This is a genomic window from Moraxella bovis, assembly GCF_025985205.1.
Taxonomy (GTDB): domain Bacteria; phylum Pseudomonadota; class Gammaproteobacteria; order Pseudomonadales; family Moraxellaceae; genus Moraxella; species Moraxella bovis.
Map to the genome: position 1 here is coordinate 2,187,403 of NZ_CP087840.1, position 23,558 is coordinate 2,210,960.

Annotated in this window: 21 protein-coding genes, 1 tRNA gene and 1 other RNA gene; 8 read left to right on the top strand and 15 right to left on the bottom strand. The window is 45.1% G+C overall.

Translation table 11 applies throughout. From position 1 onward, the window contains the following. Nucleotides 1–73: 73 nt before the first annotated feature. Nucleotides 74–1,042, top strand: a complete 969-nt coding sequence (gene piv, locus LP107_RS11130) for an IS110 element transposase-like pilin switch DNA invertase Piv (protein WP_264676116.1) — start codon at nucleotides 74–76, stop codon at nucleotides 1,040–1,042. A 65-nt stretch (nucleotides 1,043–1,107) separates the two neighbouring features. Next, nucleotides 1,108–1,461: a pilin gene (locus tag LP107_RS11135; protein WP_083141352.1), complete on the top strand. Its 354-nt coding sequence runs from the start codon at nucleotides 1,108–1,110 to the stop codon at nucleotides 1,459–1,461. A 525-nt stretch (nucleotides 1,462–1,986) separates the two neighbouring features. Here the strand turns inward: LP107_RS11135 and LP107_RS11140 are convergent. The 6 genes from LP107_RS11140 to LP107_RS11165 all read right to left on the bottom strand — a co-directional run bounded on the left by LP107_RS11140 (nucleotide 1,987) and on the right by LP107_RS11165 (nucleotide 7,847). Continuing rightward, complete coding sequence (locus LP107_RS11140; RefSeq protein WP_264682782.1) at nucleotides 1,987–2,580, bottom strand: hypothetical protein; 594 nt, start codon at nucleotides 2,578–2,580, stop codon at nucleotides 1,987–1,989. 185 nt (nucleotides 2,581–2,765) lie between these two features. After that, nucleotides 2,766–3,245: a pilin gene (locus LP107_RS11145; protein ID WP_264682783.1), complete on the bottom strand. Its 480-nt coding sequence runs from the start codon at nucleotides 3,243–3,245 to the stop codon at nucleotides 2,766–2,768. A 629-nt stretch (nucleotides 3,246–3,874) separates the two neighbouring features. Beyond that, nucleotides 3,875–4,261 (bottom strand): hypothetical protein, encoded by a 387-nt coding sequence (locus LP107_RS11150; protein WP_264676112.1) that lies wholly within the window; start codon nucleotides 4,259–4,261, stop codon nucleotides 3,875–3,877. 203 nt (nucleotides 4,262–4,464) lie between these two features. After that, complete coding sequence (locus tag LP107_RS11155; RefSeq protein WP_264676111.1) at nucleotides 4,465–5,664, bottom strand: phosphoglycerate kinase; 1,200 nt, start codon at nucleotides 5,662–5,664, stop codon at nucleotides 4,465–4,467. Between the two features lie 134 nt (nucleotides 5,665–5,798). Then, entirely contained in the window at nucleotides 5,799–6,443 is a 645-nt protein-coding gene (locus LP107_RS11160; RefSeq protein ID WP_112741863.1) for a thiamine phosphate synthase, read from the bottom strand. A 258-nt stretch (nucleotides 6,444–6,701) separates the two neighbouring features. Continuing rightward, a complete protein-coding gene (locus tag LP107_RS11165; RefSeq protein ID WP_410173926.1) occupies nucleotides 6,702–7,847 on the bottom strand; it encodes a D-alanyl-D-alanine carboxypeptidase family protein in 1,146 nt (381 codons plus the stop codon). A gap of 532 nt (nucleotides 7,848–8,379) precedes the next feature. Between LP107_RS11165 and LP107_RS11170 the strand changes: the two genes are divergently transcribed. The 3 genes from LP107_RS11170 to LP107_RS11180 all read left to right on the top strand — a co-directional run bounded on the left by LP107_RS11170 (nucleotide 8,380) and on the right by LP107_RS11180 (nucleotide 12,768). After that, nucleotides 8,380–9,015, top strand: a complete 636-nt coding sequence (locus LP107_RS11170; RefSeq protein WP_078274916.1) for a response regulator — start codon at nucleotides 8,380–8,382, stop codon at nucleotides 9,013–9,015. After that, complete coding sequence (locus tag LP107_RS11175) at nucleotides 9,012–10,727, top strand: sensor histidine kinase (protein ID WP_264676110.1); 1,716 nt, start codon at nucleotides 9,012–9,014, stop codon at nucleotides 10,725–10,727. Before LP107_RS11170 ends, LP107_RS11175 begins: the two co-directional genes overlap by 4 nt. 130 nt (nucleotides 10,728–10,857) lie before the next feature. Beyond that, the gene (locus LP107_RS11180; RefSeq protein ID WP_264682784.1) at nucleotides 10,858–12,768 is read left to right on the top strand and encodes a sigma-54-dependent transcriptional regulator; all 1,911 of its coding nucleotides are present in this window, start codon (nucleotides 10,858–10,860) and stop codon (nucleotides 12,766–12,768) included. A 71-nt stretch (nucleotides 12,769–12,839) separates the two neighbouring features. On the opposite strand, the gene LP107_RS11185 is transcribed toward LP107_RS11180, so the two are convergent. Beyond that, nucleotides 12,840–14,237, bottom strand: coding sequence for a S41 family peptidase (locus LP107_RS11185; RefSeq protein ID WP_228157773.1), 1,398 nt, complete (start codon nucleotides 14,235–14,237; stop codon nucleotides 12,840–12,842). Then, nucleotides 14,234–15,790 carry a 2,3-bisphosphoglycerate-independent phosphoglycerate mutase gene (gpmI, locus tag LP107_RS11190; protein ID WP_078274913.1) on the bottom strand — a complete coding sequence of 519 codons (1,557 nt, stop codon included), beginning with the start codon at nucleotides 15,788–15,790 and terminating at the stop codon, nucleotides 14,234–14,236. Before gpmI ends, LP107_RS11185 begins: the two co-directional genes overlap by 4 nt. A 121-nt stretch (nucleotides 15,791–15,911) precedes the next feature. On the opposite strand from gpmI, the gene ssrS reads away from it, so the two are divergent. Both ssrS and LP107_RS11200 read left to right on the top strand, forming a co-directional pair. Beyond that, nucleotides 15,912–16,102: non-coding RNA, 6S RNA (gene ssrS / locus LP107_RS11195), on the top strand. Nucleotides 16,103–16,238: 136 nt separating this feature from the next. Next, nucleotides 16,239–16,314 (top strand) — tRNA-Asn (locus tag LP107_RS11200). Nucleotides 16,315–16,435: 121 nt separating this feature from the next. Here the strand turns inward: LP107_RS11200 and LP107_RS11205 are convergent. Both LP107_RS11205 and LP107_RS11210 read right to left on the bottom strand, forming a co-directional pair. Further along, a complete protein-coding gene (locus LP107_RS11205; protein ID WP_078274912.1) occupies nucleotides 16,436–17,425 on the bottom strand; it encodes a hypothetical protein in 990 nt (329 codons plus the stop codon). Between the two features lie 10 nt (nucleotides 17,426–17,435). Then, entirely contained in the window at nucleotides 17,436–18,452 is a 1,017-nt protein-coding gene (locus LP107_RS11210) for a bifunctional nicotinamide-nucleotide adenylyltransferase/Nudix hydroxylase (protein WP_112741861.1), read from the bottom strand. Between the two features lie 92 nt (nucleotides 18,453–18,544). Between LP107_RS11210 and nfuA the strand changes: the two genes are divergently transcribed. Next, entirely contained in the window at nucleotides 18,545–19,168 is a 624-nt protein-coding gene (gene nfuA / locus LP107_RS11215) for a Fe-S biogenesis protein NfuA (protein ID WP_029102586.1), read from the top strand. A 259-nt stretch (nucleotides 19,169–19,427) separates the two neighbouring features. Here nfuA and LP107_RS11220 read toward each other — a convergent pair whose 3' ends face one another. From LP107_RS11220 to lpxD, 5 genes are all read right to left on the bottom strand, one after another. After that, nucleotides 19,428–19,556 (bottom strand): methionine/alanine import family NSS transporter small subunit, encoded by a 129-nt coding sequence (locus LP107_RS11220; RefSeq protein ID WP_078274910.1) that lies wholly within the window; start codon nucleotides 19,554–19,556, stop codon nucleotides 19,428–19,430. After that, nucleotides 19,553–21,067 (bottom strand): sodium-dependent transporter, encoded by a 1,515-nt coding sequence (locus tag LP107_RS11225; RefSeq protein ID WP_078274909.1) that lies wholly within the window; start codon nucleotides 21,065–21,067, stop codon nucleotides 19,553–19,555. The genes LP107_RS11220 and LP107_RS11225 overlap by 4 nt, the downstream gene beginning before the upstream one ends. A 203-nt stretch (nucleotides 21,068–21,270) precedes the next feature. Next, nucleotides 21,271–22,044 (bottom strand): acyl-ACP--UDP-N-acetylglucosamine O-acyltransferase, encoded by a 774-nt coding sequence (gene lpxA, locus LP107_RS11230; protein ID WP_078274908.1) that lies wholly within the window; start codon nucleotides 22,042–22,044, stop codon nucleotides 21,271–21,273. Nucleotides 22,045–22,056: 12 nt separating this feature from the next. Next, complete coding sequence (fabZ, locus tag LP107_RS11235) at nucleotides 22,057–22,545, bottom strand: 3-hydroxyacyl-ACP dehydratase FabZ (protein WP_410173932.1); 489 nt, start codon at nucleotides 22,543–22,545, stop codon at nucleotides 22,057–22,059. A gap of 52 nt (nucleotides 22,546–22,597) precedes the next feature. Next, nucleotides 22,598–23,557, bottom strand: a complete 960-nt coding sequence (gene lpxD, locus LP107_RS11240; RefSeq protein ID WP_078274906.1) for a UDP-3-O-(3-hydroxymyristoyl)glucosamine N-acyltransferase — start codon at nucleotides 23,555–23,557, stop codon at nucleotides 22,598–22,600. Nucleotide 23,558: the final 1 nt, after the last annotated feature.

A 23,558-nucleotide genomic window follows, 5' to 3' on the forward strand; every position in this document is an offset into this window, starting at 1 on the left:
ATCCTGGGAGCAAAACCCGCAAGCTAGGTTGAGATAACTCCTTTACCAAACTAGTTTGGTGCTTTATACTACCATGTCTAAAACTTACATTGGGATTGATATCGCCAAAAACACATTTGATGCCTGCTTTATTACCCATAACACTTGGCAAAACTGTACATTCACAAATAACCAACAGGGTTTTATGGAGCTAACATTGTGGATTCAAGCACACCATTATAACACATCTACCTTACATTTGATTATTGAGGCAACGGGGACTTATTGGGAAAAATTAGCTCATTGGGCAATCTCTCATCATCATAAGGTAAGTATTGTCAACCCCTTATATATTCATGCATACGCCAAAAGTCTAGGCATACGCACCAAGACAGATAAGCAGGATGCCATTCTCTTGGCACGCTATGGTGCAAAAGAAAATCCACCTTTATGGCAGCCTAAATCAGACAACGAAATAAAACTGACTGCCCTTCTAAAACAACGTGAACACCACAAACGGCAACTCATCAAAGAACGCACTCGACAGGAAGCTCTGTCTATTTATGTGAAATCGTATACTGATGACAACATTCGTCATTGGAGTGACAGCATCACACAGCTCGATCATCAAATTTGGCAACTCATCAATTGCACACCCGAACTAAATCACCGTGCCAGCCTACTTGCCACAATACCTGGAATTGGCAAAAAGACACTGCCACATTTACTGGTTGCCATTGGAGATGGTTCATCATTTCAAAGTGCCAAACATCTAGCAAGCTATGCTGGGCTTGCCCCTCGTCATCATCAATCCGGCATTAGTATTCACAAGCAGTCTTCCATTGGATTTAGTGGACAAAAAGAACTACGTTCAGCCCTTTTTATGCCCGCTGTCATAGTCAGCTTTGGTCGATATCCCGCTTTTCAAAAGTTCGTCAAACGCATGGAACAAAAAGGCAAAACCAAAAAACAAATTATCATCGCCATCATGCGCAAATTACTCACCATCAGCTATGCCGTTATTCGCCAAAATCGCCCTTTTGACAAACGCATTCATGAATAACATTTATTGGCATCCTAGCTGCAATCGCTCTACCTGCTTACCAAGACTATATCTCTAAGTCTCAAATGACTCGTGTAGTAGGTGAGCTAGCTGCTGGTAAAACTGCCGTAGACGCTGCTTTGTTCGAAGGTAAAGAGCCAATTATTGATGGCGACTCTTCTTCTACTCAAGAAAACATCGGTCTTAAAGCTGACGGCAACCCACGCTCTAACTTGATGGAAGCAGTTAACATTAACGGTTTCAAAGACAGCGGTGCAGGTTCTATCTCTGCTACTTTGGGTAACAAAGCTAACAAAGACATCAAAGGCACTGTAGCTACTCAAAGCCGTGACGCACAAGGCGTATGGAGCTGCTCTATCACTAAAGGTGGTAACTACAAAGTTAAGTTCAACCCAACTGGTTGCACAGGCGGTAACTAATAATCTAGCTTATCTAGCATAGATGAAAACCACTCCGAAAGGGGTGGTTTTTTACGTAAATACATCATCAGCAACCACTATTAACACCTCTTGAAAAGAGTGATTGACATCAAATATAAGAAAAACCGCCACTCAAAGAACCTTGGCGTACCAGCTCAGGTTGCACATTCAAGTCTAACCACACTCAATTCATATCAAAATCATACAAAAACCGTTCGCTCTAAGCCTGCCTGCGGGTGAAGCGGTTCTCCGTTATGGGCGGGCAGCTTACCACGAACGGAAAACCTTTGTTGTGCCTTGAATAGAATTTACTATACAAATTGTCAAATATTGCTTATTCTTGGTGATATATTTGTGCTGATAGTTGGTTTTTATAGGGTAGGTAAGGAGATGGTGTGATGTGTATGGTGTAATGATTTAAAGTTTTGCGATCAAAAAAGATAAAATGACTGTTATGCTTGATGTTCTCACCCAAGATAAACCCTTCATCACCGTTTGCCACTAAGATATAATAAGGGCGATTCTCTACTTCAATAATATCATAACCCGTAAAAAGGCTGAACGCAAATACCCTATCGAAAACGCAGAAACGACCACATACACAAAAATAAAAGCCATAAAAATCTGATAATATTTTTCGTTACTCATCAACTCCCTAAGACGAATAGAAAAAGAGATTGCCCGTCCGAACTTATGGCAAACTAAAGAAATGGCTAAAATAGAAAGCACACATCCCATCAGACGGTATGACGACAAAATACCAACATAAAAATACAGCAGCAACATGATGGGTGTTGATACAATCACCAATAAAATAAAAATTTTGACAAACCCCAAATGAGATGCACCCCAAGAGACATGTAGTAGCTCAAAAAATCTCTTAATAAACTTAAACGCCTGATATCCGATCGAATAGCCAATAACAAAAACCATGGATACCACACAGACATAAGCCAAACTTCTGGCAATCATGCTACCACCTTGCACCACATGCCACCATGGGTAGCCATGATATGCTGCTTGACCCCAACCATAAGCGTAAGCCGTCGCCCAACTTAATACAGCCAAATACGCCATTGATACCGACGAGGCGACAAATTTATTAAAATTATTTAGCATGACTTAAGTCTCTTTTAAAACAAGAATAAAAAGAAATGGATAATAATTGTGATTGATTATTTTAGATAAAAAATAGACAAGCGTTTTCTTATTTTTGTATATTTATTGTAAATATTATGTCTTCATGTTACAAAACACCACCCCATAAAGGAGTGGTGTTTTGTAATCTAAGAGTAGATTATTACTTAGCTAGCTGTACAGCCAGTTGGGATAAATTTGTCTTTCCAACCAGTAGCAGCAGAACCATCAATGGTACAACTCCATACACCATCAGCAGCACGATTTTGCATGATTTTCGCACCAGTGATGTCTTTATTAGCACGAGTACCCAAGGTGCCAGTAATAGTGCCAGCTGAACTAGTAGCAGAGAAACCTCCTAATTCAACATTTGACATCAAGTTGGAACGAGGTTTGTTACTGGTGTCAGTTAGACCAATATCCTCTTTGGAGGTATCAGCATTATTAGCTTGCAATACTGGCTCTTTACCCTCAAACAAAGCAGCATCCACAGCAGTTTTACCAGCAGCTAGTTCGCCAACCACACGAGTAGTTTGAGACTTAGAGATATAGTCTTGGTAAGCAGGTAGAGCGATTGCAGCTAGGATACCAATAATGGCGATAACAATCATTAATTCGATAAGGGTGAAACCTTTTTGAGCGTTCATAATGAACTCCTTAGTTCATAGGGGCGACATTGCCCAGTTTGTTTAAGTTAACTGATTAGCAACTTTAAACATATTTGCTAACCTTATACTCATACTGTTGCATTGTCTGTGCCAACTTTTTGGTGGATTTGGGCTGTTTTTGGGAAAAATAGGCAAAATTGAGAAAATTTTAGAAATTTTGTCTAAAAAATAGGCAGATTTTTTGCTATTTTTTAAAATTGATTAAAATATGTACAATTTTTTTCTTTTTTACCAAAAAAATTTTTAAAATTTGATGTCTGGCGGGTAATTTTGGGTGACAATTTTTGTCAGTTTTGGATTTTTCGACATTTTTTGGCAGGTTGGACTGACATTTTAGCAGAGATGTCAATTTTTGACATGGACAAAATTTTTACCTGTCAAAAATTGTTGCCAAAGTTTGTCATCTTGGCTGATTTTGGACACAAATGAACACTGACATGGTATTAATGTGTTGTATGTGACGATTTTTGTTAATGTTGATAAACTGGCATAAGATGATGTGAAACGGGTGATCATCACAGATCCATGGCGAACATCAGATTCGCTGGGTGTAAATTTATTTTTATCAAAAAAGCCCCGAACATGTTCGGGGCTTTGGTGATGGTGGATTAGTACTTTTGGTCTTCGGGGGCTTGCTGTTCGGCGGTGGCGGTGTTGCCTGTTACGGTATCAGTGGCACTGCTGGCAGCCCCTGTCACGGCATCGGCGGTGGCGGTAGCGGCATCAGAGACCACGCTTGCGGCAGCTTCGGCGGTATTTTTGGCATTTTCTACGCCATTATTTGCCACGTCATGAGCGACATTAGAGACGCCTTCAGCGGTCGCATTGGCGGCAGCCTCGGCCTCGGCGACCACAGTATCAGCAGCGGCTTTGGCGTTATTGGCGGTGTCAGTGGCAGCAGACTGAGCTGTGTCGGCAGCTTTATCGCTGGTTTCTTTGCTACACGCTGTCAAAGCAAGGGCAGCGACAAGCGTGGTTAGGATTAATTTTTTCATAAAAGCACTCCAAAGAAAGTATGTATTAGTAATGGCAGTACATCTTTAAAAGTGATAAAACACCAAAATTTAAAGATGCTTTAAACTCCAACATAGTTTAGCAGAATGATGGTATTTGGCAAGGGCAAACATAAAAAATGCAACAAAAATTAACAAAGGTTGTTGTTGCATTTTATCATTTTTATATAAAAATCATATACTTATCAAGGTGTATCTAGTGCGGTGATGGCAGGCAAGGGTTTACCTTCAACAAATTCTAGGAACGCCCCGCCACCTGTGGATAGGTAGTCCACGTTGTCTGCCACGCCATATTTGTCAATGGCAGCCAAGGTATCGCCACCGCCAGCAATGCTAAACCCTTCGCTGTCTGCCACCGCTTGACAGATGATGGCAGTGCCTTGACCGAATGCGTCCACTTCGAACACGCCCACAGGTCCATTAAATAGAATGGTTTTGGCGGATTTGATATGCTCGCCCAGCTTACTCGCCGCCTCAGGGGCGATGTCTAGTATCATGTCATGCTCGCCAATCTCATCCACGGATTTGATGGTGGCAGTCACTCGGCTAAGTGAGCCCAAAAAGTCATCAAAATCAATCTCGCCTTTGTCCGCGACCACGACATGAGTGGGTAGTAGGATGTTTGTTTTGGTCATGATGTCACGGGCGGTATCCACAAGGTCGGCTTCGTATAGAGAGGCACCGACATTTTTGCCACTCGCCACCAAAAAGGTATTAGCGATACCACCACCGACTAGGATACTATCGCATAGCTTAGCTAGGCTGTTTAGCACGTCAAGTTTGGTAGAGACCTTTGAGCCACCCACGATAGATAGCACAGGTTTGGCGGGATTGTCTAGAGCTTTGGATAGAGCATCAAGCTCGGCAGAGAGTAAGTTACCTGCACACACAGGCTTACCGTCTGCGATACACGCACGAATCACCCCTTCGGTAGATGCTTGGGCTCGGTGAGCGGTGCCAAAGGCGTCCATGACAAAGATGTCGCATAAGTCGGCGTATTGTTTGGACAGCTCGGGGCTGTTTTTCTTCTCGCCGACATTAAAGCGGACGTTTTCTAGCAGTACTACCTCGCCTGCCTGCACCGACACGCCATTATCTAGATAATCGGTGGAGAACGCCACATTCACGCCCAATTTGTCCACCAAATAGTCAGCAATCGGAGCCAATGAATATTTGCTCTCGCTCTCGCCTTCGGTGGGTCTGCCTAGGTGCGAACAGACAATCGCGCCTGCCCCTTTGTTAAGGCAGGCTTTAATGGTGGGTAGGGAGGCTTGTAGGCGGACATCGCTGGTGATGACACCGTCTTTGATGGGTACGTTTAAATCTTCACGGATAAGGACGGTCTTGCCCGATACGTCTAAGTCAGAGAGATAAGTAATGCTCATGGGTCTTCCTTTTGGTCATGATATGAATGGTGACATAAAGTAACGCTATTTTAGCATAACTTTTTGGATTTTCTCAATGTTATCATGACAGCAAATGATGGTACTTTTTATAATGATGTCATTTTTAAAAACCATCAATCCCATGTTTCTAGGTAGCGACGCCATGCTTGGCATTTTGCTGTAACCATCTCAGGGCTGTGGTGCAGGATGTCCGTGGTCACAGCGACATAATCAATGGGTATTTCACCGACCTTTTGGCGAAGCTCGTCCATGCTATTTAGACTTATCCCGCCAATCAGACACAGGGGCAAGCCCACTTTGTGAGCACGAGTTAGCGTCTCGCTACTGACGGTCTTAGCCAGTGGCTTGGTCATTGTGCCAAACATTGCCCCCATCGCCCCATAGCTTGCCCCTTGTTTTTTGGCCTCTCTAAATACCGCCACATCGCCATGACAACTACGACCGACATGCACGCCATCGCCCAGTATCTCTCGTGCCACTCGCACACTCATCGTCCCTGACAGATGTAGCCCTGTGTTAAAGTGGGAGGCGAGTTCTAGATTTTCATTAATAACCGTGGGAATGTCGTATTTGTCCGCTAGACTGATGAGAATCTCGGTCTCTTGGTAGAGTGTAATCAAATCAAAGACATGGGCGGTCTGCTGACGGCGGATTTGTAGTAGTGATACCACGCCCGTATCAAAGGCACGTTCTAATTTGTCGCTTAGGGTATGAATGTCTTCATCATTGGTAAGCAGATATAGTTTGGGGGCGGTCATGAGTCGTCCTTGGAGCAGGGCTGGTTGGTATGCCTAACGAACTTGATATTTACCACGGGTTTTGTCGGGGTGTGCTGAGCACACCTTTGATGTGTCTTTTTTTATAAGGCGTGCTCAGCACACCCCTACATCCACACATCATTGCGTTTGTAGTAACTTTAATGTTTCTTGGATATATCGATATTATAGTCAATTTATCAAAATAATAAATAACAAAAAGACCCAATGGTCGGGTCTTTTTTGCTGTCAATAGGATGATTAATAACGATAGGCAAGCTGAGTTAGGATGTCCTCGGCATCGTCCCAACGGCTGTTAGAAGCACTGGCACCGAGCAGTACAACGACGGCAGGACGGTTATTGACATGGGTTTCCATCACATAGCAATAACCTGCCTCACGGATAAAGCCTGTCTTTGACACGCCAATCGGGTGATTGCCTGCACGGATGAGACGACTGGTATTTTGAGCTTTGTAAGTGCGTGAACCTGAGTTGTAGTTATTGACATAAAAGTCATAGTTTGGGGCGGTTGAGAAGTTACGCACAGTCTGATAACGTGGGTCAGAATTCACCGCTCGCATCATCTTCACTAGGTCGTTCGCTGATGAGCGGTTGCGTGGGTCAAGACCTGATGCGTCAGAGTAGCTTGTGCTGTTCATGCCCAAGCTTTTGGCTTTTTGGTTCATCGCCCAGATAAAGTTATCATAACCACCAGGGTAAGTACGGGCTAGAGCCTTGGCAGCAGGGTTCTCTGACTTCATAAGCATAAGGAGCATGAATTCACTACGACTCATACGGTCGCCCGAGCGTAGGTTAGAGCTTGCTTTTTTGGCGGCGATAAAGTCCGATGGTTCAATCACAATCTCTTCACGCATGTCAAGCCCTGCATCCATCAGCACCATCGCTGTCATAACCTTGGTTACAGAAGCGATAGAGCGTACAGCATCAGCATTTTTTTGATAGATGGGCTGACCTGTTTGTAGGTCAAATACGATGGCGGCGGCAGATTTTGTGCTAATAGGCAACTGCTCGCCATATTGGTAACTACTGCCATAATTGGTCTGCTGTCCATAAGGCTGAATGGCAAAGGGCTGAGAAGTAGTCGTACCAGCAGGAACAGAGCTTCGGGTTACCTGAGTGTTGGTGTAGCCTTGATTGTAGGTGTTGGGGGCTGTATTGGTGTTAGTATAAGTGCGAGTCTGCTGAATGGTCGTGGTCGCAGGTGGAATCTCTTGGACGGTAACCGCTTGCATGTTCTGGGCATTGCCTTTGCCGATATAGATGGTTTTTTGTTGGCTGTTGTCCACCAAAAACGCATGGGCAGACACCGTCATCAATGACAGTACTGATACACTCAGGGAGCTGATAAGACGCTTGGCACGGCTAGGTTTTGGGCTGTATGACATAAATGTTACTCTAGTTGGTGTGTGACGAAATGCGGACTTGCTTTTAGACCTTGGCACCTAGCTTGGGTCAGTAATACAGTCCTCTACACCACTTAGCATCCTCCTTAACGCCAGTGGCTAATACCATGAGACGAGAGCCGCCTATTTTTTTATTCTAACATAACAAAACCACTTTTTTATGCTAAAAATCAAAGTTTTTAAGTAAATTTGTAAGCAAATTTAACACATTCTTATACCAATCAAGGATGAGTTTATCAGTTATATCTTATCGTAAGAATTGGGTAAAATTTTTATAACATTTTGGCAAATTATAAGCAAAATTTGCTAACATTTTGTTAAAAAAGTTTGATTGATTAAAATTTAGTTGCTACAATTATCAAGATTATTTAAAGATAACAACAATCAATGATTAGCCCAATGAATGTTGCAATTTTTGAGCCATTTTGGATGATTTTTTAAATTTAAGTGCTTAATTGTACACATTTTAAGCGATTTTAACAATTTTAGCATGATTTAGAGTTAGGTGGGCAAGATGACTATAAAAGTACTCATTGTAGACGACCACGAATTGGTGCGGATGGGCATCAGTCGCATGCTTAGCGATGATTCTGACATTGAAGTTGTTGGTGAAGCAGGCTGTGGTGAGACGGCAGTGGTAATGACCCGCAAGTTCGCTCCTGACGTGGTGCTGCTTGATGTCAATATGCCCAACATCGGTGGCGTGGAGGCGACACGACGGATTAAACAGCTTGATGAGTACATCAAGGTTCTGGCAGTGTCTAGCTTGGTGGCTGAACCTTACCCATCCATGCTTTTAAAGGCAGGGGTAGACGGCTACATCACCAAAGGCACCCCCATCAGTGAGATGATAACCGCCATCAAAAAAGTCAAGGCAGGCGGTAAATATTTTAGTCATGAGATTGCCGATGTGCTTGCCCAAAGCGTGCTTGACAAAAAAGCCAACCCTTTTGACAGTTTGTCTGCACGTGAAAAACAAGTCGCCATGATGGTAGCAAACTGCCAAAGTGCCAGTCAAATTGCCGACAGTTTATTTGTGAGTGTCAAAACCGTAAACACTTACCGTTATCGAATTTTTGAAAAACTGGGTGTGGATTCTGATGTCAAACTCACCCATCTTGCCATACGTCACGGACTGGTCAATACATGAGCCCATCTCCCATCAGACACACCAAAACATGGGTGCGAAAACTGTGGTTTTTGTCCGCCAATGTTCACGAAGAAGCTCTCATTTCCACGATGCGTGTGCGTCAGCTTGGACTTACCTATGGCTTCTATCGTTTTATCACCGCCTGCTTTTTGCTCATGGCAAACTTTTTACTCAACCGTGGCAAGGCGGGTCTACCCACCGAGCCTACTTTTTTAGAGCAGACGGTATTTAGTATTTATGTTGTTGTCGCTTTGGTGCTGTTATTTGCTTTTTTTATGATAAAAAAACGGTCAAGATTGCAGTTGTTATCAGGCTTTGTGGTGGACGTTGTTTTTTTGACCTTATTTGCTCTGTATGGCAAAATCAGTGATTTTCAAATCACCCTACTATACATGGTGGTCATCGCCGCAAGCTACATGCTATTGTCCCTATCCCGAGCGACCGCCATCACACTCATGACTGTCTCAGCGCTCATCTACCAACAGTCTTTTCGCTTTTTCTTTGAGACACCGACGACCGAAAAAAACTTACTTACCATCAATGACAGTCTACTGTTGTCGGTAAGCTTGATTGCGGTGGGTTTTTTAAGTTGGTCCATCTCTCAGCGACTCGCCAAAGCCGAGAGGTCCCTACTTGATCATGCCGATGAAGTGGAAAAGCTCCACACCATCAACCAAGCTGTTGTCAAGAACATGGTAAACGGCGTGTTGGTGCTAGACCCTGAGCGTAACATCATCATGATAAATAACGCCGCCCAACGTCTTTTGCATCTACCCATTGATAACAATGCCTGTGACAGCCCTGCCAAAATCATTGAGCTGTCTCGTATTATCATTAAACATCACCCCAAAATCATCGGTTGGTATCGCTCACTTGCCCCCAACCAGTCAGCCGAGCTCATCTATGACATACCACCCAAAACTCATGACGAAGCCAACATGAGCCAAACTCACCTTGCCGATAAGCTACGCATCAGCTCCAAGCCCCTATTAGAACACGGGCAGATTCTCATCATCGAAGATTTGAGCCGTGAACAAAGCCACGCCCAACAACTAAAACTCGCCAGCCTAGGTCAGCTCTCTGCCAGTATCGCCCATGAAATACGAAACCCCCTCGCCGCCATCAGCCAAGCCAGTCAGCTACTCATGGAAGATGTGCGTGATGATGATGTCAATGCTGAGTTTTATGAGATGATTTATCAGCAGACCAAACGGGTCAATTCCATCATCTCTGATGTACTAAGCCTATCTCGCCAAGAGATACCCAATCAGTCCGCCCTAGACGCACCAAGTTGGGTGCGACAGTTTTTAGCGGAGCATTATCCACACGAATTCATCATTGTAACGGGCGACACTGCCAAGCCTATCTTGTTCTATTTTGATGCCAATCAGCTAGAACAAGTCATGACAAATCTCATTAATAACGCCTTATACCACACCATTCATCAATTCCATGATAATGATGTGGAAATACGTCTAACCAAGACCAAAACAGGGGCGTTTATTGATGTACTAGATCACGGTGAAGGCGTAAGCGAGAAGAATTTGGCAAGCCTATTTAATCCATTTTTTACCACCAGCAAAAAAGGCACGGGGCTAGGTCTGTATCTATCCCAATCATTTAGTGAAGCCAATAACGCCAAGATTCGCTATTTTAGAGAAGATGACAAAAGCTGTTTTCGCTTGATTGTCTCTAACACGCCAGTTACCTGATGTTTGGTCAGCACCCAACCACCTTTGCTTGATACATTCATCCACTTAATTTTACCGTAAAATCTCTGTATGTTGGGTTTTGTGTAAAAATCCTATATAATAGAGCATATCTAAATTATTGGGAATATTCATGCAAGATAAGCCACTCGCCCTAATCATTGATGATGAAGCCGACCTGTGTCGTCTCATGCAAATCACTCTAAACAAAATGGGTGTGGATACGAACGTCGCCTATGATATGGCAAGTGCCAGAGCCTTTTTGGCGGACAATCATTATGATTTTTGTCTGACTGACCTTGCCTTACCTGATGGCTCTGGCATGGAGATTGTGGAGCTTGTTACCAAAACCACAACCACGCCTGTGGCAGTCATTACCGCACACGGCGATGTCAATGTCGCCATTGAAGCGATGAAAATCGGAGCGTTTGACTTTGTCAATAAACCATTGGATTTGCCTCGCCTGCGTCAGTTGGCTCAGTCCGCCCTAAAAGTCAATGAAACCATCATCCAAAGCACCGAAGATGACATACCACAAGATGGTAGCCAAGAAAAAAGTGTCAGTACCGCCATTCCACCCAATCCTTTGACAGGTGAGCTGGTTGCACCCACAGAAAATGATACCAAGACAGACACAGAGCACAACACCGAAACTAGCAAAGATAAGCCCCAAAAAACAGGTCAAAACAGCGCCAAAAAAAGCAAGTCATCCACGCCTGTCACCGTCGTCAGTGACGATGACATTTTTGGCGGTCGGCTCATTGGTGATTCTCGCCCCATGAAACAGCTACGCTCCACCATCAAAAAACTGGCTCGCTCACAGGCTCCGGTATTTTTATGGGGCGGTTCTGGTACGGGCAAAGAAGTCGTCTCACGACTCATTCATGATCTAAGTGGTCGTCGCAATGGCAACTTTGTACCCGTAAACTGTGGGGCGATACCATCTGAGCTAATGGAGAGTGAATTTTTTGGACACAAAAAAGGCAGCTTCACAGGGGCGACATCGGATAAAATCGGACTGTTCCAGCAAGCCGATGGTGGCACGCTGTTTTTGGATGAAGTGGCGGACTTGCCCCTTGCCATGCAAGTCAAGCTCCTGCGTGCCATCCAAGAAAAAACTGTACGGGCCATTGGTGACACCAAAGAAGTGCCTGTGGACATTCGCATTGTCTGTGCCACACACAAGAATTTGGCGGATTTGGTACAAAAAGGGGCGTTTCGTCAAGATTTGTTCTATCGCATTAACGTCATTGAAGTCAAACTTCCTGATTTAAATGACCGTCGTGATGACATTCCCATGTTAGCTGAGCATTTTTTGAACATGATTGCCAAAGACTGGAAGCTTGATAATCTTAGCCTAACCGACGATGCCATCGATGTGCTGACCTATCATAATTTTAAAGGCAACGTGCGTGAACTTAGAAACATCTTAGAGCGTGCTGTTACCATGAGCGACAGCGATGAGATTGATGCCCATCATCTCATGCTAGATGATGTTCACGACATATCAGAATCAGATGATACCCCATCTCATGTAAGCCATGATGACATCATCACGCTTGTACCGTCCGAACCTGCAACAGAGGCGATCAACACTACTGCCAATGACATCCCCACCTCTTCCAATGTCATCAAGGTATCACCCTATCATGACCAGCGACCAACCTATACCGCCAATACCGTCATCAAAGAAAATAAAGAGCCCAAGCCCATTACCCTAGGTCTAAACATCATCGCTTCTGCCAACTATGGCACGCCCTTATCCACCCCAAAATCCCAAAAAGTCAGTCCACTTGACTCAAATAGTGTCAGCCAAGCTTTTGACAACCTAAATTTGTCAGAGCATGAAAATTTGGCAAACGGCGAACTACCCAGTCAAGGACTAGAAGCTTACTTGATTGACCAAGAACGTCAAATAATCTGCAACGCTTTACAGCGGGCAGGAGGTAATAAAACCCAAGCCGCCAAACTGCTTGGCATGACCTTTCGCTCTCTGCGTTATCGCATGAAAAAACTTGATATCGATGATGGCGACGATGAATAACTTCTGACATACCAACCATAAAAATCAGCCACAAAAAGGGGTGTTCATCTAAATACCCCTTTTTTACACGCCTAGAATCCACCCACAGGAGCAAACTCCACGCCTGTTTCTAGTTTTGCTCCATCCATCAAGATGAGTGCTTGCGACAGCCACACGTCAGATACCGCCATCATGGTCGGTGCCAAATTGGTAGATTTATTAAATGTCACATCAGGCACGACCCCTACCCCATCAATTTGCTTGCCATCGGCAGTCAGGTAATGAGCGGTGGTCATCTTAACTGCTTGATCATCACCGATAGGGATGACCGACTGCACCGAGCCTTTACCATAGCTCGTCTCACCCACTATCAACGCTCTCTTTTGCGACTGCAAGCTACTGGCAAGCACTTCGGCGGCCGATGCCGAATAGCGGTTTTGTAGTATCATCACTGGCAAATCAATCAGCAGTGGCGAGCCTTCGGTTTTTAGCTCTCGCTCTACCCCTTGTCGCCCTGCCACCTGCACCAACGTCTGATTACGCATAAAGAGCGATGCCACTGCCCCTGCTGACTCTAAGACCCCACCAGGGTTATTACGCACGTCCAATATCACCCCTGATATCGGTACGCCCGCCTGCCCCAAGCTCTCCAAAATCTGCTGACGGGTGTTATTTTGAAACACAGGGAGCTTAATGACGGCTACCCCACCGACGATACTGGTTTCAACATTGCTTTTTAGTACTTCATTACGCTGAGCGGTGAGTCGTCTTTTGTTACGCCCTGCACTTGATATTACAATGTCTACCTGCGTGCCTGCAATGCCATTTAATAACTGCTTGACATCATTCTCACTATGACTGTCGGACAGCTTAGTATCGCCCACTTGATGTAGATAGTCCCCCACTTTCACACCAGCACGCTTGGCAGATGAGTCTTCATGAATATCGGTGACGACCCAATGCTCTTCATCAGCTTGCCACACTGCTGACAGTCCGATGTTCGCCACGTTGCCTGCGGTGAATGATTGTAGATTGGCAAAGGCTTCTTTGTCCAAAAACTCAGCATGGCTATCTAACCCTGTCAGCATGCCACTCATCGCATTTTCAAAGAGCTTCTCATCACTAACTTCTTCGACATAGTCACGACGCACCAAATCCACCACCGACACAAAGGTTTTTAGGGTGTTTGGCGACACCGCCCCCAACGGCACACGCCCCTGATGAAGCCCTTCTATGCCATGCAGTGTATTAGGCTTACTGCCTAAGGCATCAAGTGTCGGGCTTGTCGGGTCTTGGGCATCCATCTGCTCGCCTGTCTCTGCCTCAACATCCAGACCGCTGTCAGCTTGCACATCATCGCCAAAGCCGAGCAGATTTGCTACTTTATTGATGGGCGTACTAATGGCTTTGGGTAGCTCGGCATGGCTTGTCATCGGCACACTTAGCGATAAAGCCACCATGCTCGCCAGTAGTGTTTTTGTCAGTTTCATACATCCACCAATAGGCTTATCCCTGTCATCTCGGCAGGTTTTTGCATGCCCATTAGGTACAAAATGGTCGGAGCGACATCACACAGTCGTCCACCCGTCCGCACGCTCACTTGCTTGTCGCCCACGTAAATAAACGGCACAAATTCGGTCGTGTGCTGAGTATGCACCTGCCCGCTATCATAGTCTTGCATTTGCTCGCAGTTACCGTGATCGGCGGTAATGAGCAGATGACCACTCATCTCACGCACCGCACTGACTATCTCACCGATACAGGTATCCACCGCCTCTACCGCCTTGACCGCCGCATCAAATACGCCTGTATGCCCCACCATGTCGCCATTGGCGTAGTTGATGATGACCACGTCAAACTCGCCTGAGAGTATCGCCTCTTTTAGCTTATCGGTTACTTCAAAAGCACTCATCTGGGGCTTTTGGTCATAGGTTTTGACATCAGGGCTGTTTACCAAAATGCGCTTTTCGCCGTCATACAGCTCTTCACGTCCACCACTAAAAAAGAACGTAACATGAGCGTACTTTTCGGTTTCGGCAATGCGAAGCTGAGTTTTGCCGTGATTTTGCAGGTATTCGCCCAGTGTGTTGGCAAGGCTTGTGGGATAATACGCCACCGTTGTTTTGGGGTTAGCCTCCAACTCATCAGAATATTTGGTCATCATGACAAAGGTGGACAGCTCAGGCGTTGCCTTACGATTAAAGCCATCAAAATCAGCACTCACAAAGGCCCCACTAATCTCTCTGGCACGGTCAGCCCGAAAATTGACAAAAATCACGCCGTCATTGTCCGCTATCACACCATTATCATCAATGATGGTTGCCTGTACAAATTCATCAGTCTCGTCCGCCCCATAAGCAAGCTCTATGGCATGACTGGCACTGTCCGCTTCACGCACCGCCTTGGCTTGGGTCATCAGGTCGTACGCCTGCTCCACCCTATCCCACCGCTTGTCTCTGTCCATGGCAAAAAAGCGTCCGATACAGCTTGCGATTTTGGCTTCGGCATCAAACTCTTGGCTAAGAGTTGCCAAATACTGCTCCAAATCCGCCACATAGCCGTCTGCCGATTTTGGCGGAGTATCTCGCCCGTCCAAAAACGCATGAACGAACACTTGGCTTGCCCCCTGCTCTACGGCAAGTCTGGCGGTCGCCTTAATGTGGTCAATGTGAGCATGAACCCCACCGTCCGACAGCAAGCCCAAGATATGCACCGCCCCTTCATTTGCCACCGTATCCTTGACCGCTTTAACCAGCACGTCATTATTAAAAAATTCGCCCGAGCTAATGTCATTCATGATACGGGTAGAGTCTTGGTACAAAATCCGCCCCGCTCCTAGGTTCATATGCCCCACTTCTGAATTGCCAAATTGACCGTCAGGCAAACCCACGTCCTGCCCTGAGCCTGAGATAAGCCCATGCGGACAGGTCGCCATGAGCGTGTCTAGATTGGGTTTTTTGGCGGTATAAACGGCGTTGTCTCGGGGGTCTTCTCGATGTCCGACACCGTCCAAAATCATCAAAACATGGGGAATTTTTTTCATGATAAAGCCTTTTTAACAAATCAAAATGATAAATCATTTCTCATTTTATCACAAAATACCCCCATTCGGCACGGCAAAAACCGCCCAAATCTTGAAATTTTTACAAAATTATCGTACAATAGAGCCACTGAAACATTCGCCAGTTGAGAATACACCTGAGCCGATAATCACACTTACAGGGTAATGACTGTTTGCTGTGGTGCGTATGCCCGCATCATCTGATGTATCGGGAAACCTAAAACAGCAAAGATTTACCCGCCTTGAACTACTTGGTTCATGGGCAACACTTGACAGCGGTGTTTCGGTTTTTTATTTTTTATGCTTTTCAAAATATTGATTTTAAACAAAAATATTTTTAATATTAAAATTTTTATCATTTTTTAAAAAATTTCCTTGACAAGTTATCAAAAATCTATATAATACGCAATCACTTGATACGACAAGTTATTCCCCAATAGCTCAGTCGGTAGAGCATCGGACTGTTAATCCGTGTGTCCCTGGTTCGAGCCCAGGTTGGGGAGCCATATTTAAAAACCCTTTTCTGTTTTGGAAAAGGGTTTTTGCTTTTTCATTTTTGGCTCTTTTATTATTTGTTTGATATCATAGGCATGATGATAAAAACCACACCATCATGCCCACACCCCATCACCAATCATTTGCGATTGCTTGGCACTGCCATCGCCCTTGACGGATGTCTTGATACTTATTCATATCTGTCTTTGCCGTCTTTTTAGGCTGGTTTGACGCCCAATGATACCGATAGATTTTATCATCTTTGGTATAAAATTCAGATGAATACTCAGGTTTGACCGTATAATAATCACCGTTTTCATGATAATCAAACATATCCAAATCCCACCCATACGACTCATCATCACTCATCAGGATGTCTATTTGGTTAAACCCATTTAACAGGATAAAATTAGGGTCGTTTAATTTTTCCACAATGGGATTGCCATTATCATCAAAATACTCATCAATAAAATCAAGCTCGCTCTCATCACGACTAAGATACGCTCGCCCTACTGTCTCATCCTCCCCATCTTGTATGAAATAAATCCGCCCATTATCAGCCATCAACTTATAACTAAAACTTTGGCTAAATCGCTCTCGTTTGGTGCTATACATGACAATGATGTCATTATGACCGCTCGGAACAGCATTTTGCCATGCATAGCTCTCTTGGTACTCTCTGCCATCTTTACCCACTTCATTCATGTTAGCATAAAACTTCAAGGTATTGACATCATTACCATGACACAAATAAGCATGACTACCAGAGACATAATTTGGCTCATCATCATTAATTTGTAATAAAAAACCATCTTCATCACTTCGCCCCTTGATATGAAGACGTGTGCCGTCTTGATAACGGTTATGCCTACTCATCACGGCAAACACAGAAGGCTTATCCATCTCAATAGACATCACATCATCCGCAAGTCGATAACTGCCAAACGCTACCATGCCCATCGCACTTATCATCACACGCTGATTGGGCAAAAGACACATCATGCTCTGATAAGGCTTGTCTTCGTCATGTTTTAAACAACCAATCAGCTCATCAGCATTTGGATGGCTGTTTGCATAAGCACAAACACTCATAAACATCATCAAACAAAGCAACCATCTCATCAAAGTACCCCTACAACCCCAACACCTTAGTTATCACACTATAATGGTCTTCAAACATCATGCGACCGTCAAGCTCGCCAAGCGGTAACCAAAACGCAAGGCTGGCATCATCACCCCCTGCCACATCGGGTAGCTTGTCGCCTGTCAGTTCAAAATAAAACACTGTCGTTACTGTCCGTCCACGAGCCGAACGGTCAGGAGCATCAAAGGTACGGCTTGCTTTTAGGGTGCTTGGGCTGATGATAAGCCCCGTCTCTTCTTGTAATTCACGCAAGGCACAGTCAAGCAGGCTCTCATCTTTATCCAAAAATCCGCCCGCCAACGCATACAGCCCACGCCCATATTCGCCCCCACGCTCGATGAGTAGCACATGACCTGCCTGCACCACCAACGCATCTGCCGTTACAAATACAGGCGGATACGGGGCGGACTGCCACGCCTTTTGATAATCTAGGACATGGCGGTATTCACGTTGCAGATGAGTAAAATCGTCCGTTTGGGCAAATTTTTGTAAAAAAGCCACGCTCGGGGCAGGCATTTTATCTTGCCAATCATCGCCATTTTTTAGACGTTCATCCAAAAAATACGCCCGTCTTAGCGGTGTGGCGGACAAATTTTCAAAACTGGGCAATTCAACAAAACCCCAATCAGGGAATAACGACAAATAATACGAACTGTCGTCCTTAGTGTGTCCAATGATACCAATGTTGGCAGGTTCGTTTTGGGTGATGAATGAGACCGCTTGTTGGACGTTTTGGAGCCATTTGTGGTCGTTGTAGAGCGTATCATCAATGGGCATGCAGATGATACGCTCGCTGTCGGCTGTGTCATTTTCAAACGCTTTTAAAATCATGCTTTCACGCTCATCAAAGCTAAATGGGTTTTTGATGGTGCGTGGGCTATTTGCCGAACCGATGAGCATGATGACGGTTTTGGCACGGCTTAGAGCTTCACGCACGACAAATTCATGCCCATGATGAAACGGCTGAAATCGCCCGATAAACACCAAATAATCAAATTGAACCATGTTAAATCTCATTATTTAAAAAATTAAACTTGATAAAAGCGATTATGTTACCATAAAAGCATAAATTTTATCTTTATTATTGAGTTTTTACCATGAGCGATTTGCAAAACGAGCCTTTGAGCAGTAACATCATCATCACACCGAGCGCCCAAGACTATCTGGCAGAACTGCTTGCCAAGCAGGAAGTGGACGGCATTGGCGTGCGTATTTTTGTGGAACACGCAGGCACACCCCGAGCCGAATGTTGTATGAGCTACTGCCAGCCCGATGAGATTGACGAAGACGATTTGCAAATTCCTTATGACAAATTTGTCGCCCACATTGACGCACCGAGCATTCCTTATCTGCATGATGCGGTGATTGACTATAACAAAGACCGTTTTGGCGGTCAGCTGACATTTAGAGCCCCCAACTCAAAAGTCCCCCAAGTGGGCGAAAATGCCAGCATTGAAGAGCGGATTACTTATGTTTTGCAAGCCGAGATCAATCCCCAACTTGCCAGTCATGGCGGTCATGTGGAGCTTTTGGAAGTCATCGAAGATGATGCAGGCAAAACCGCCGTGCTAAAATTCGGTGGTGGCTGTCAAGGGTGCAGTGCGGTGGACGTTACCTTACGTCAAGGCGTGGAAGTTCAGCTCAAACAACAAATTCCCGAACTGACCCAAGTCATTGACGAAACCGACCACACCAAAACCGAAAATGCGTATTATAAATAATTAGTTAAAAAAGATAAAAGGGCATGGATTTGCCCGTTTTTAATGCTCCGCTCTTTTAAATTTAGGTGTTGTTAATCAATCATGCTTTTAGTGGACTTGTGGGGGCAAATTGCAATTTGCCCTGTGATAGAATTTTGGTTTTGAACAAGTGGATCACCCCCACACCCCAAAATACTAAATTATGAAAATCAAAATGTATTATGTTAAATAAATTTACCTTAAAAAAACGGCAATATGATTGCCGTTTTTACTCTAATGGTTAATGGTCGCTTGGCACTTTATCCATGTCAATGTCGGGATTTTTGGTTAAGTGAATGATAGATAATATCAACCCACCCCAAACGATAGATAAAGCCACCACCATGACTGCTAATGCGGTACCGTTCATGCGTTTTCTCCTTCTATGGATTTATGCTGATGATGTGTGGTGTGAGCAGGTGCCTTGGTCAATAAGAATGAACCGAGTGCAAACACTGCCACCACACCCCAACCAAAGACAAGCTGAGTTGCCAAATCATAGCTGTCATAGCCTTTAGTAACCAGCGAAAACACGCTTAGCACCAACGCCACGATGAGCGAAATGGGCGTAACAATGGTCAGCATAAATGCCCAGCCCTTGCCCACTTTTACACTAGAAATGGCGTTGATGTGGTTCATGAGCTTATCCATGACAGGACGGTTGAACCACGTTACCCAAACAATGGACAAAATCGCCCCTGTTACCACGCCGATATTATTGGCAAAATGGTCAATCACGTCCACAAAGGTAATCGCCGTTTTGGTAGAAAATAAAGCGAGTGAGATGAGAGCCGATACACCACCGACCACGCTAACCGCTTTTTTGTGCGACCAGCCGAATTTGTCCTTGACCGCTGAGATTGGTACTTGTAGGATACTTGCCATAGACGTAACACCCGCCACAAACAGCGAACCAAAAAACAAAATACCAATGAGCGTACCAGCGTCGCCCATGTTAGAAATAATTCTTGGAAAAGCGATGAACGCCAAGCCGATACCGCCCGATACCACTTCTGATACAGGCACGCCTGATTGGGTTGCCATAAAGCCCAGCACCGAGAAAATCCCAATGCCTGCCATGACTTCAAACGATGAGTTGGCAAAACCCACCACCAGTCCTGAGCCTGTCAAATTGGCATTTTTCTTTAAATAAGATGAGTACGTTACCATAATCCCAAAGCCAATAGACATGGAGAAAAAGACGTGTCCGTAAGCGGCAAGCCAGACCTTAGGATCAGCCATTTTTTCCCAGTTGGGGGTAAAAATGGCATTTAGACCTGCGGACGCACCGTTTAGCTGTACCGCTTGCAAGACCATGATGGTAAACATGATAACAAGGAGCGGAATGCAGATTTTATTGGCAAGCTCCACGCCTTTTCGGATACCGCCATACATGATAAACAGCACCAACACCCAGACGATAGCCACCCCGATAAACAGACTAGGCACAATGCCAAAATCTAGCCCCGAGCCATTTTGCAAATAATGTTCAAAGAAAAACGTCTGCGGGTCATCGCCCCACTGTTGCCCAAAGGCGTATAGGGTGTATTGCCCTGCCCATGACAACACGGACGCATAATAAATCCCAATGACGGTACACACCAGCACCTGCCACCAGCCCACGATTTCTTTTGATTTAATCATTCGCCGATAAGCGGTAGGCGGAGCTCCGTGATATTTTTGCCCTGCGACATAATCCAAAAACAGCAAGGGAAACCCTGCGGTTGCCAAAGCAATGAGATAGGGAATAAAAAACGCCCCACCACCATTTTCATAGGACACATAAGGAAAACGCCAAATGTTGCCCAAGCCTACCGCCGACCCAATCGCCGCCAAAATAAAGCCTGAGCGTGCCGACCAACTTTCTCGTTGTGTGGACATAATTACTCCTTGTTAATGTTTTGGCAACTCCATTTAATGGAGAATTTACCCATTGTCATCTGTTATGCCAAATCTGTTAAATTTTGTAAAAATATTTTGTCCTGCATAGTTTGATTGAATCAATTAAAAAAGTCAAATAAATAAAAAAATAAAAACCCATAACAAAATATTATGGGTTGGTGATAACATTTGTAGACTTGAAATTAGCGAATCAGTCCACGCTTGCTATTTTGTAGCGACTCGATAAACAACGCCACTTTTGGCTCATCCGCCACCCAAGTGGACAGCTCAGCAATCACGTCCGCCTTGATTTTACCAGAACGAAACACTACGTCATAGGCTCTATCCAATGTCTCAATGGTTTCTTTGCTCCACCCTTTTCGTCTCATGCCTTCTTTGTTGAGCCCATGCACTGTAGATGGGTTGCCCGATACGGTGGTAAAGGCACAGACATCTTTTAAAATCAGGCTTGCCCCACCAATCATCGCATAATCATCAATCCGACAAAATTGGTGTACACCCGTCTGCCCACCAACAATCACATAATTACCGATATGGGCATGACCTGCCACGCCCACGTTATTGGCAAGGACGTTATGGTCGCCCACCATACAGTCATGGGCGATGTGAGTGTTTACCATAAATAGGTTGTTGTTGCCAATCTTGGTCAAATTACCACCGTCTGCCGTGCCACGATGAAAGGTACAAGACTCACGAATGGTATTATCATCGCCCACTTCTAGGTAAGTGGTTTCGCCTGTAAATTTTAAATCTTGCGGCATCTCGCCAATGCTGGCAAACTGAAAAATGGTGTTACGCTTGCCAATGGTTGTATTATCACCCACGATGACGTGCGATTTTAACATGGTGTCCTCGCCAATCGTGGTATTTTTACCCACAATACAATACGCCCCAATCACAACGGTTGGGTGTATGACAGCACTCGGGTTAATAATGGCGGTTGGGTGTATGTTCATGACGCTATCCACTTAGTCCAGCTTTTGACGGGCAATCATAATCTCAGCACTGCACGCCAATTTACCGTCCACATGAGCAGTACATTCAAATTTATAAATCTCACGCTTGGCGGTAACGAGTTTTGAGCGAATCACCAGCGTATCGCCTGTACTGACAAGTTTTTTAAAACGCACTTTATCCACACCTGCAAACAGATACAAATAGCCATCTTCGGACGATTGCCCTGCACTGACAAACCCCAAAATACCCGACAACTGTGCCATCGCCTCCACCATAAGCACCCCCGGCATGACAGGATTATCAGGAAAATGACCGTTAAACAACTCTTCGTTAATCGTGATGTTTTTATAGCCCGTAATCCAGTTATCTGCCGACACCGCTGTAACACGGTCGATGAGTATAAAGGGATAACGATGAGGTAAATATCGCTTGATGACGTGATAGCCAAATGGCAAGGTCAAGTTTTGAGCCATTAGGCGTGCGTGGTCGCCATCGGTCATCAGTTCTAGGTCTAGGGTAGAATTTGTCATGAATGCGCCCATTTAAATAAAATCACTTTTGCCCGCTTTGGCGAAACTTAATGGTCGCCCGACGCCAATCTTGGGTGGGCATGGCGGTCGTGCCTGATGAGTACGAGCCTGCTTTGTCAATGCTTTGGGCGACAAACGTTTTGCCTGTCAAAGTTGTGCCGTCTGCAATGGTCAAATGCCCGCTAATGCCCACACCGCCCCCGATAATACAGCCTGCCCCAATATGCGTACTGCCTGCCACCCCTGTCATGGACGCAATCGCCGTGCCACGCCCGATATGGACGTTATGAGCGATTTGCACCAAATTATCAATAATCACATCATCGCCAACCACAGTATCGCCCACCGCACCCCTATCAATGCAAGTGCTTGCACCGATACGCACACGATGACCGATGATAACACGCCCAAGCTGGTGGATTTTTTGCCAAGCCAGTCCGTCCGCTCCCATTTTTGGAGCAAAGCCAAAACCATCCGAGCCGATACTGGCATGAGCATGAATCTGCACCTCATCGCCAATGACACAGTGATGAGCGATAACAACGTGCGAGTCAATCTGACAATCATCGCCAATTTGCACAAAATCGCCAATGACGGCATACGCCCCAATTTTGGCATTTTTACCAATGGTGGCAGTGGGTGAGATGATGGCGGTGGAATGAATACCATTATCGGCTTGATAATCAAATAAGCCACTCACGGATGCATACGCCAAATACGCATCTTTAACAAGCATAACGGTGGTATCAGGCAGGGCGGGCAGTTTGCCAGCAAATCGCTCCGACACCAGCACCACACCCGCACAAGTTCCCACCAAATCAGACAAATAACTTGCCTTTGCCAAAAATGCCAAACTCTCACAATCAGCATCTGCCAAATCCGACACACGGCTAACCGACACATGGCGATTTGCCAATGTGTGTTTGTTTAACACCGCTTGGCAACGCTCAATAGCACAAATAAGTTTATCCAAATCAATCATG

Excerpts from the sequence above, each read along its gene's own strand:
- piv (WP_264676116.1), top strand. The coding sequence starts at position 74 with ATGTCTAAAACTTACATTGGGATTGATATCGCCAAAAACACATTTGAT.
- LP107_RS11135 (WP_083141352.1), top strand. The coding sequence starts at position 1,108 with ATGACTCGTGTAGTAGGTGAGCTAGCTGCTGGTAAAACTGCCGTAGAC.
- LP107_RS11140 (WP_264682782.1), bottom strand. The coding sequence starts at position 2,580 with ATGCTAAATAATTTTAATAAATTTGTCGCCTCGTCGGTATCAATGGCG.
- LP107_RS11145 (WP_264682783.1), bottom strand. The coding sequence starts at position 3,245 with ATGAACGCTCAAAAAGGTTTCACCCTTATCGAATTAATGATTGTTATC.
- LP107_RS11150 (WP_264676112.1), bottom strand. The coding sequence starts at position 4,261 with ATGAAAAAATTAATCCTAACCACGCTTGTCGCTGCCCTTGCTTTGACA.
- LP107_RS11155 (WP_264676111.1), bottom strand. The coding sequence starts at position 5,664 with ATGAGCATTACTTATCTCTCTGACTTAGACGTATCGGGCAAGACCGTC.
- LP107_RS11160 (WP_112741863.1), bottom strand. The coding sequence starts at position 6,443 with ATGACCGCCCCCAAACTATATCTGCTTACCAATGATGAAGACATTCAT.
- LP107_RS11165 (WP_410173926.1), bottom strand. The coding sequence starts at position 7,847 with ATGTCATACAGCCCAAAACCTAGCCGTGCCAAGCGTCTTATCAGCTCC.
- LP107_RS11170 (WP_078274916.1), top strand. The coding sequence starts at position 8,380 with ATGACTATAAAAGTACTCATTGTAGACGACCACGAATTGGTGCGGATG.
- LP107_RS11175 (WP_264676110.1), top strand. The coding sequence starts at position 9,012 with ATGAGCCCATCTCCCATCAGACACACCAAAACATGGGTGCGAAAACTG.
- LP107_RS11180 (WP_264682784.1), top strand. The coding sequence starts at position 10,858 with ATGCAAGATAAGCCACTCGCCCTAATCATTGATGATGAAGCCGACCTG.
- LP107_RS11185 (WP_228157773.1), bottom strand. The coding sequence starts at position 14,237 with ATGAAACTGACAAAAACACTACTGGCGAGCATGGTGGCTTTATCGCTA.
- gpmI (WP_078274913.1), bottom strand. The coding sequence starts at position 15,790 with ATGAAAAAAATTCCCCATGTTTTGATGATTTTGGACGGTGTCGGACAT.
- LP107_RS11205 (WP_078274912.1), bottom strand. The coding sequence starts at position 17,425 with ATGAGATGGTTGCTTTGTTTGATGATGTTTATGAGTGTTTGTGCTTAT.
- LP107_RS11210 (WP_112741861.1), bottom strand. The coding sequence starts at position 18,452 with ATGGTTCAATTTGATTATTTGGTGTTTATCGGGCGATTTCAGCCGTTT.
- nfuA (WP_029102586.1), top strand. The coding sequence starts at position 18,545 with ATGAGCGATTTGCAAAACGAGCCTTTGAGCAGTAACATCATCATCACA.
- LP107_RS11220 (WP_078274910.1), bottom strand. The coding sequence starts at position 19,556 with ATGAACGGTACCGCATTAGCAGTCATGGTGGTGGCTTTATCTATCGTT.
- LP107_RS11225 (WP_078274909.1), bottom strand. The coding sequence starts at position 21,067 with ATGTCCACACAACGAGAAAGTTGGTCGGCACGCTCAGGCTTTATTTTG.
- lpxA (WP_078274908.1), bottom strand. The coding sequence starts at position 22,044 with ATGAACATACACCCAACCGCCATTATTAACCCGAGTGCTGTCATACAC.
- fabZ (WP_410173932.1), bottom strand. The coding sequence starts at position 22,545 with ATGACCGATGGCGACCACGCACGCCTAATGGCTCAAAACTTGACCTTG.
- lpxD (WP_078274906.1), bottom strand. The coding sequence starts at position 23,557 with ATGATTGATTTGGATAAACTTATTTGTGCTATTGAGCGTTGCCAAGCG.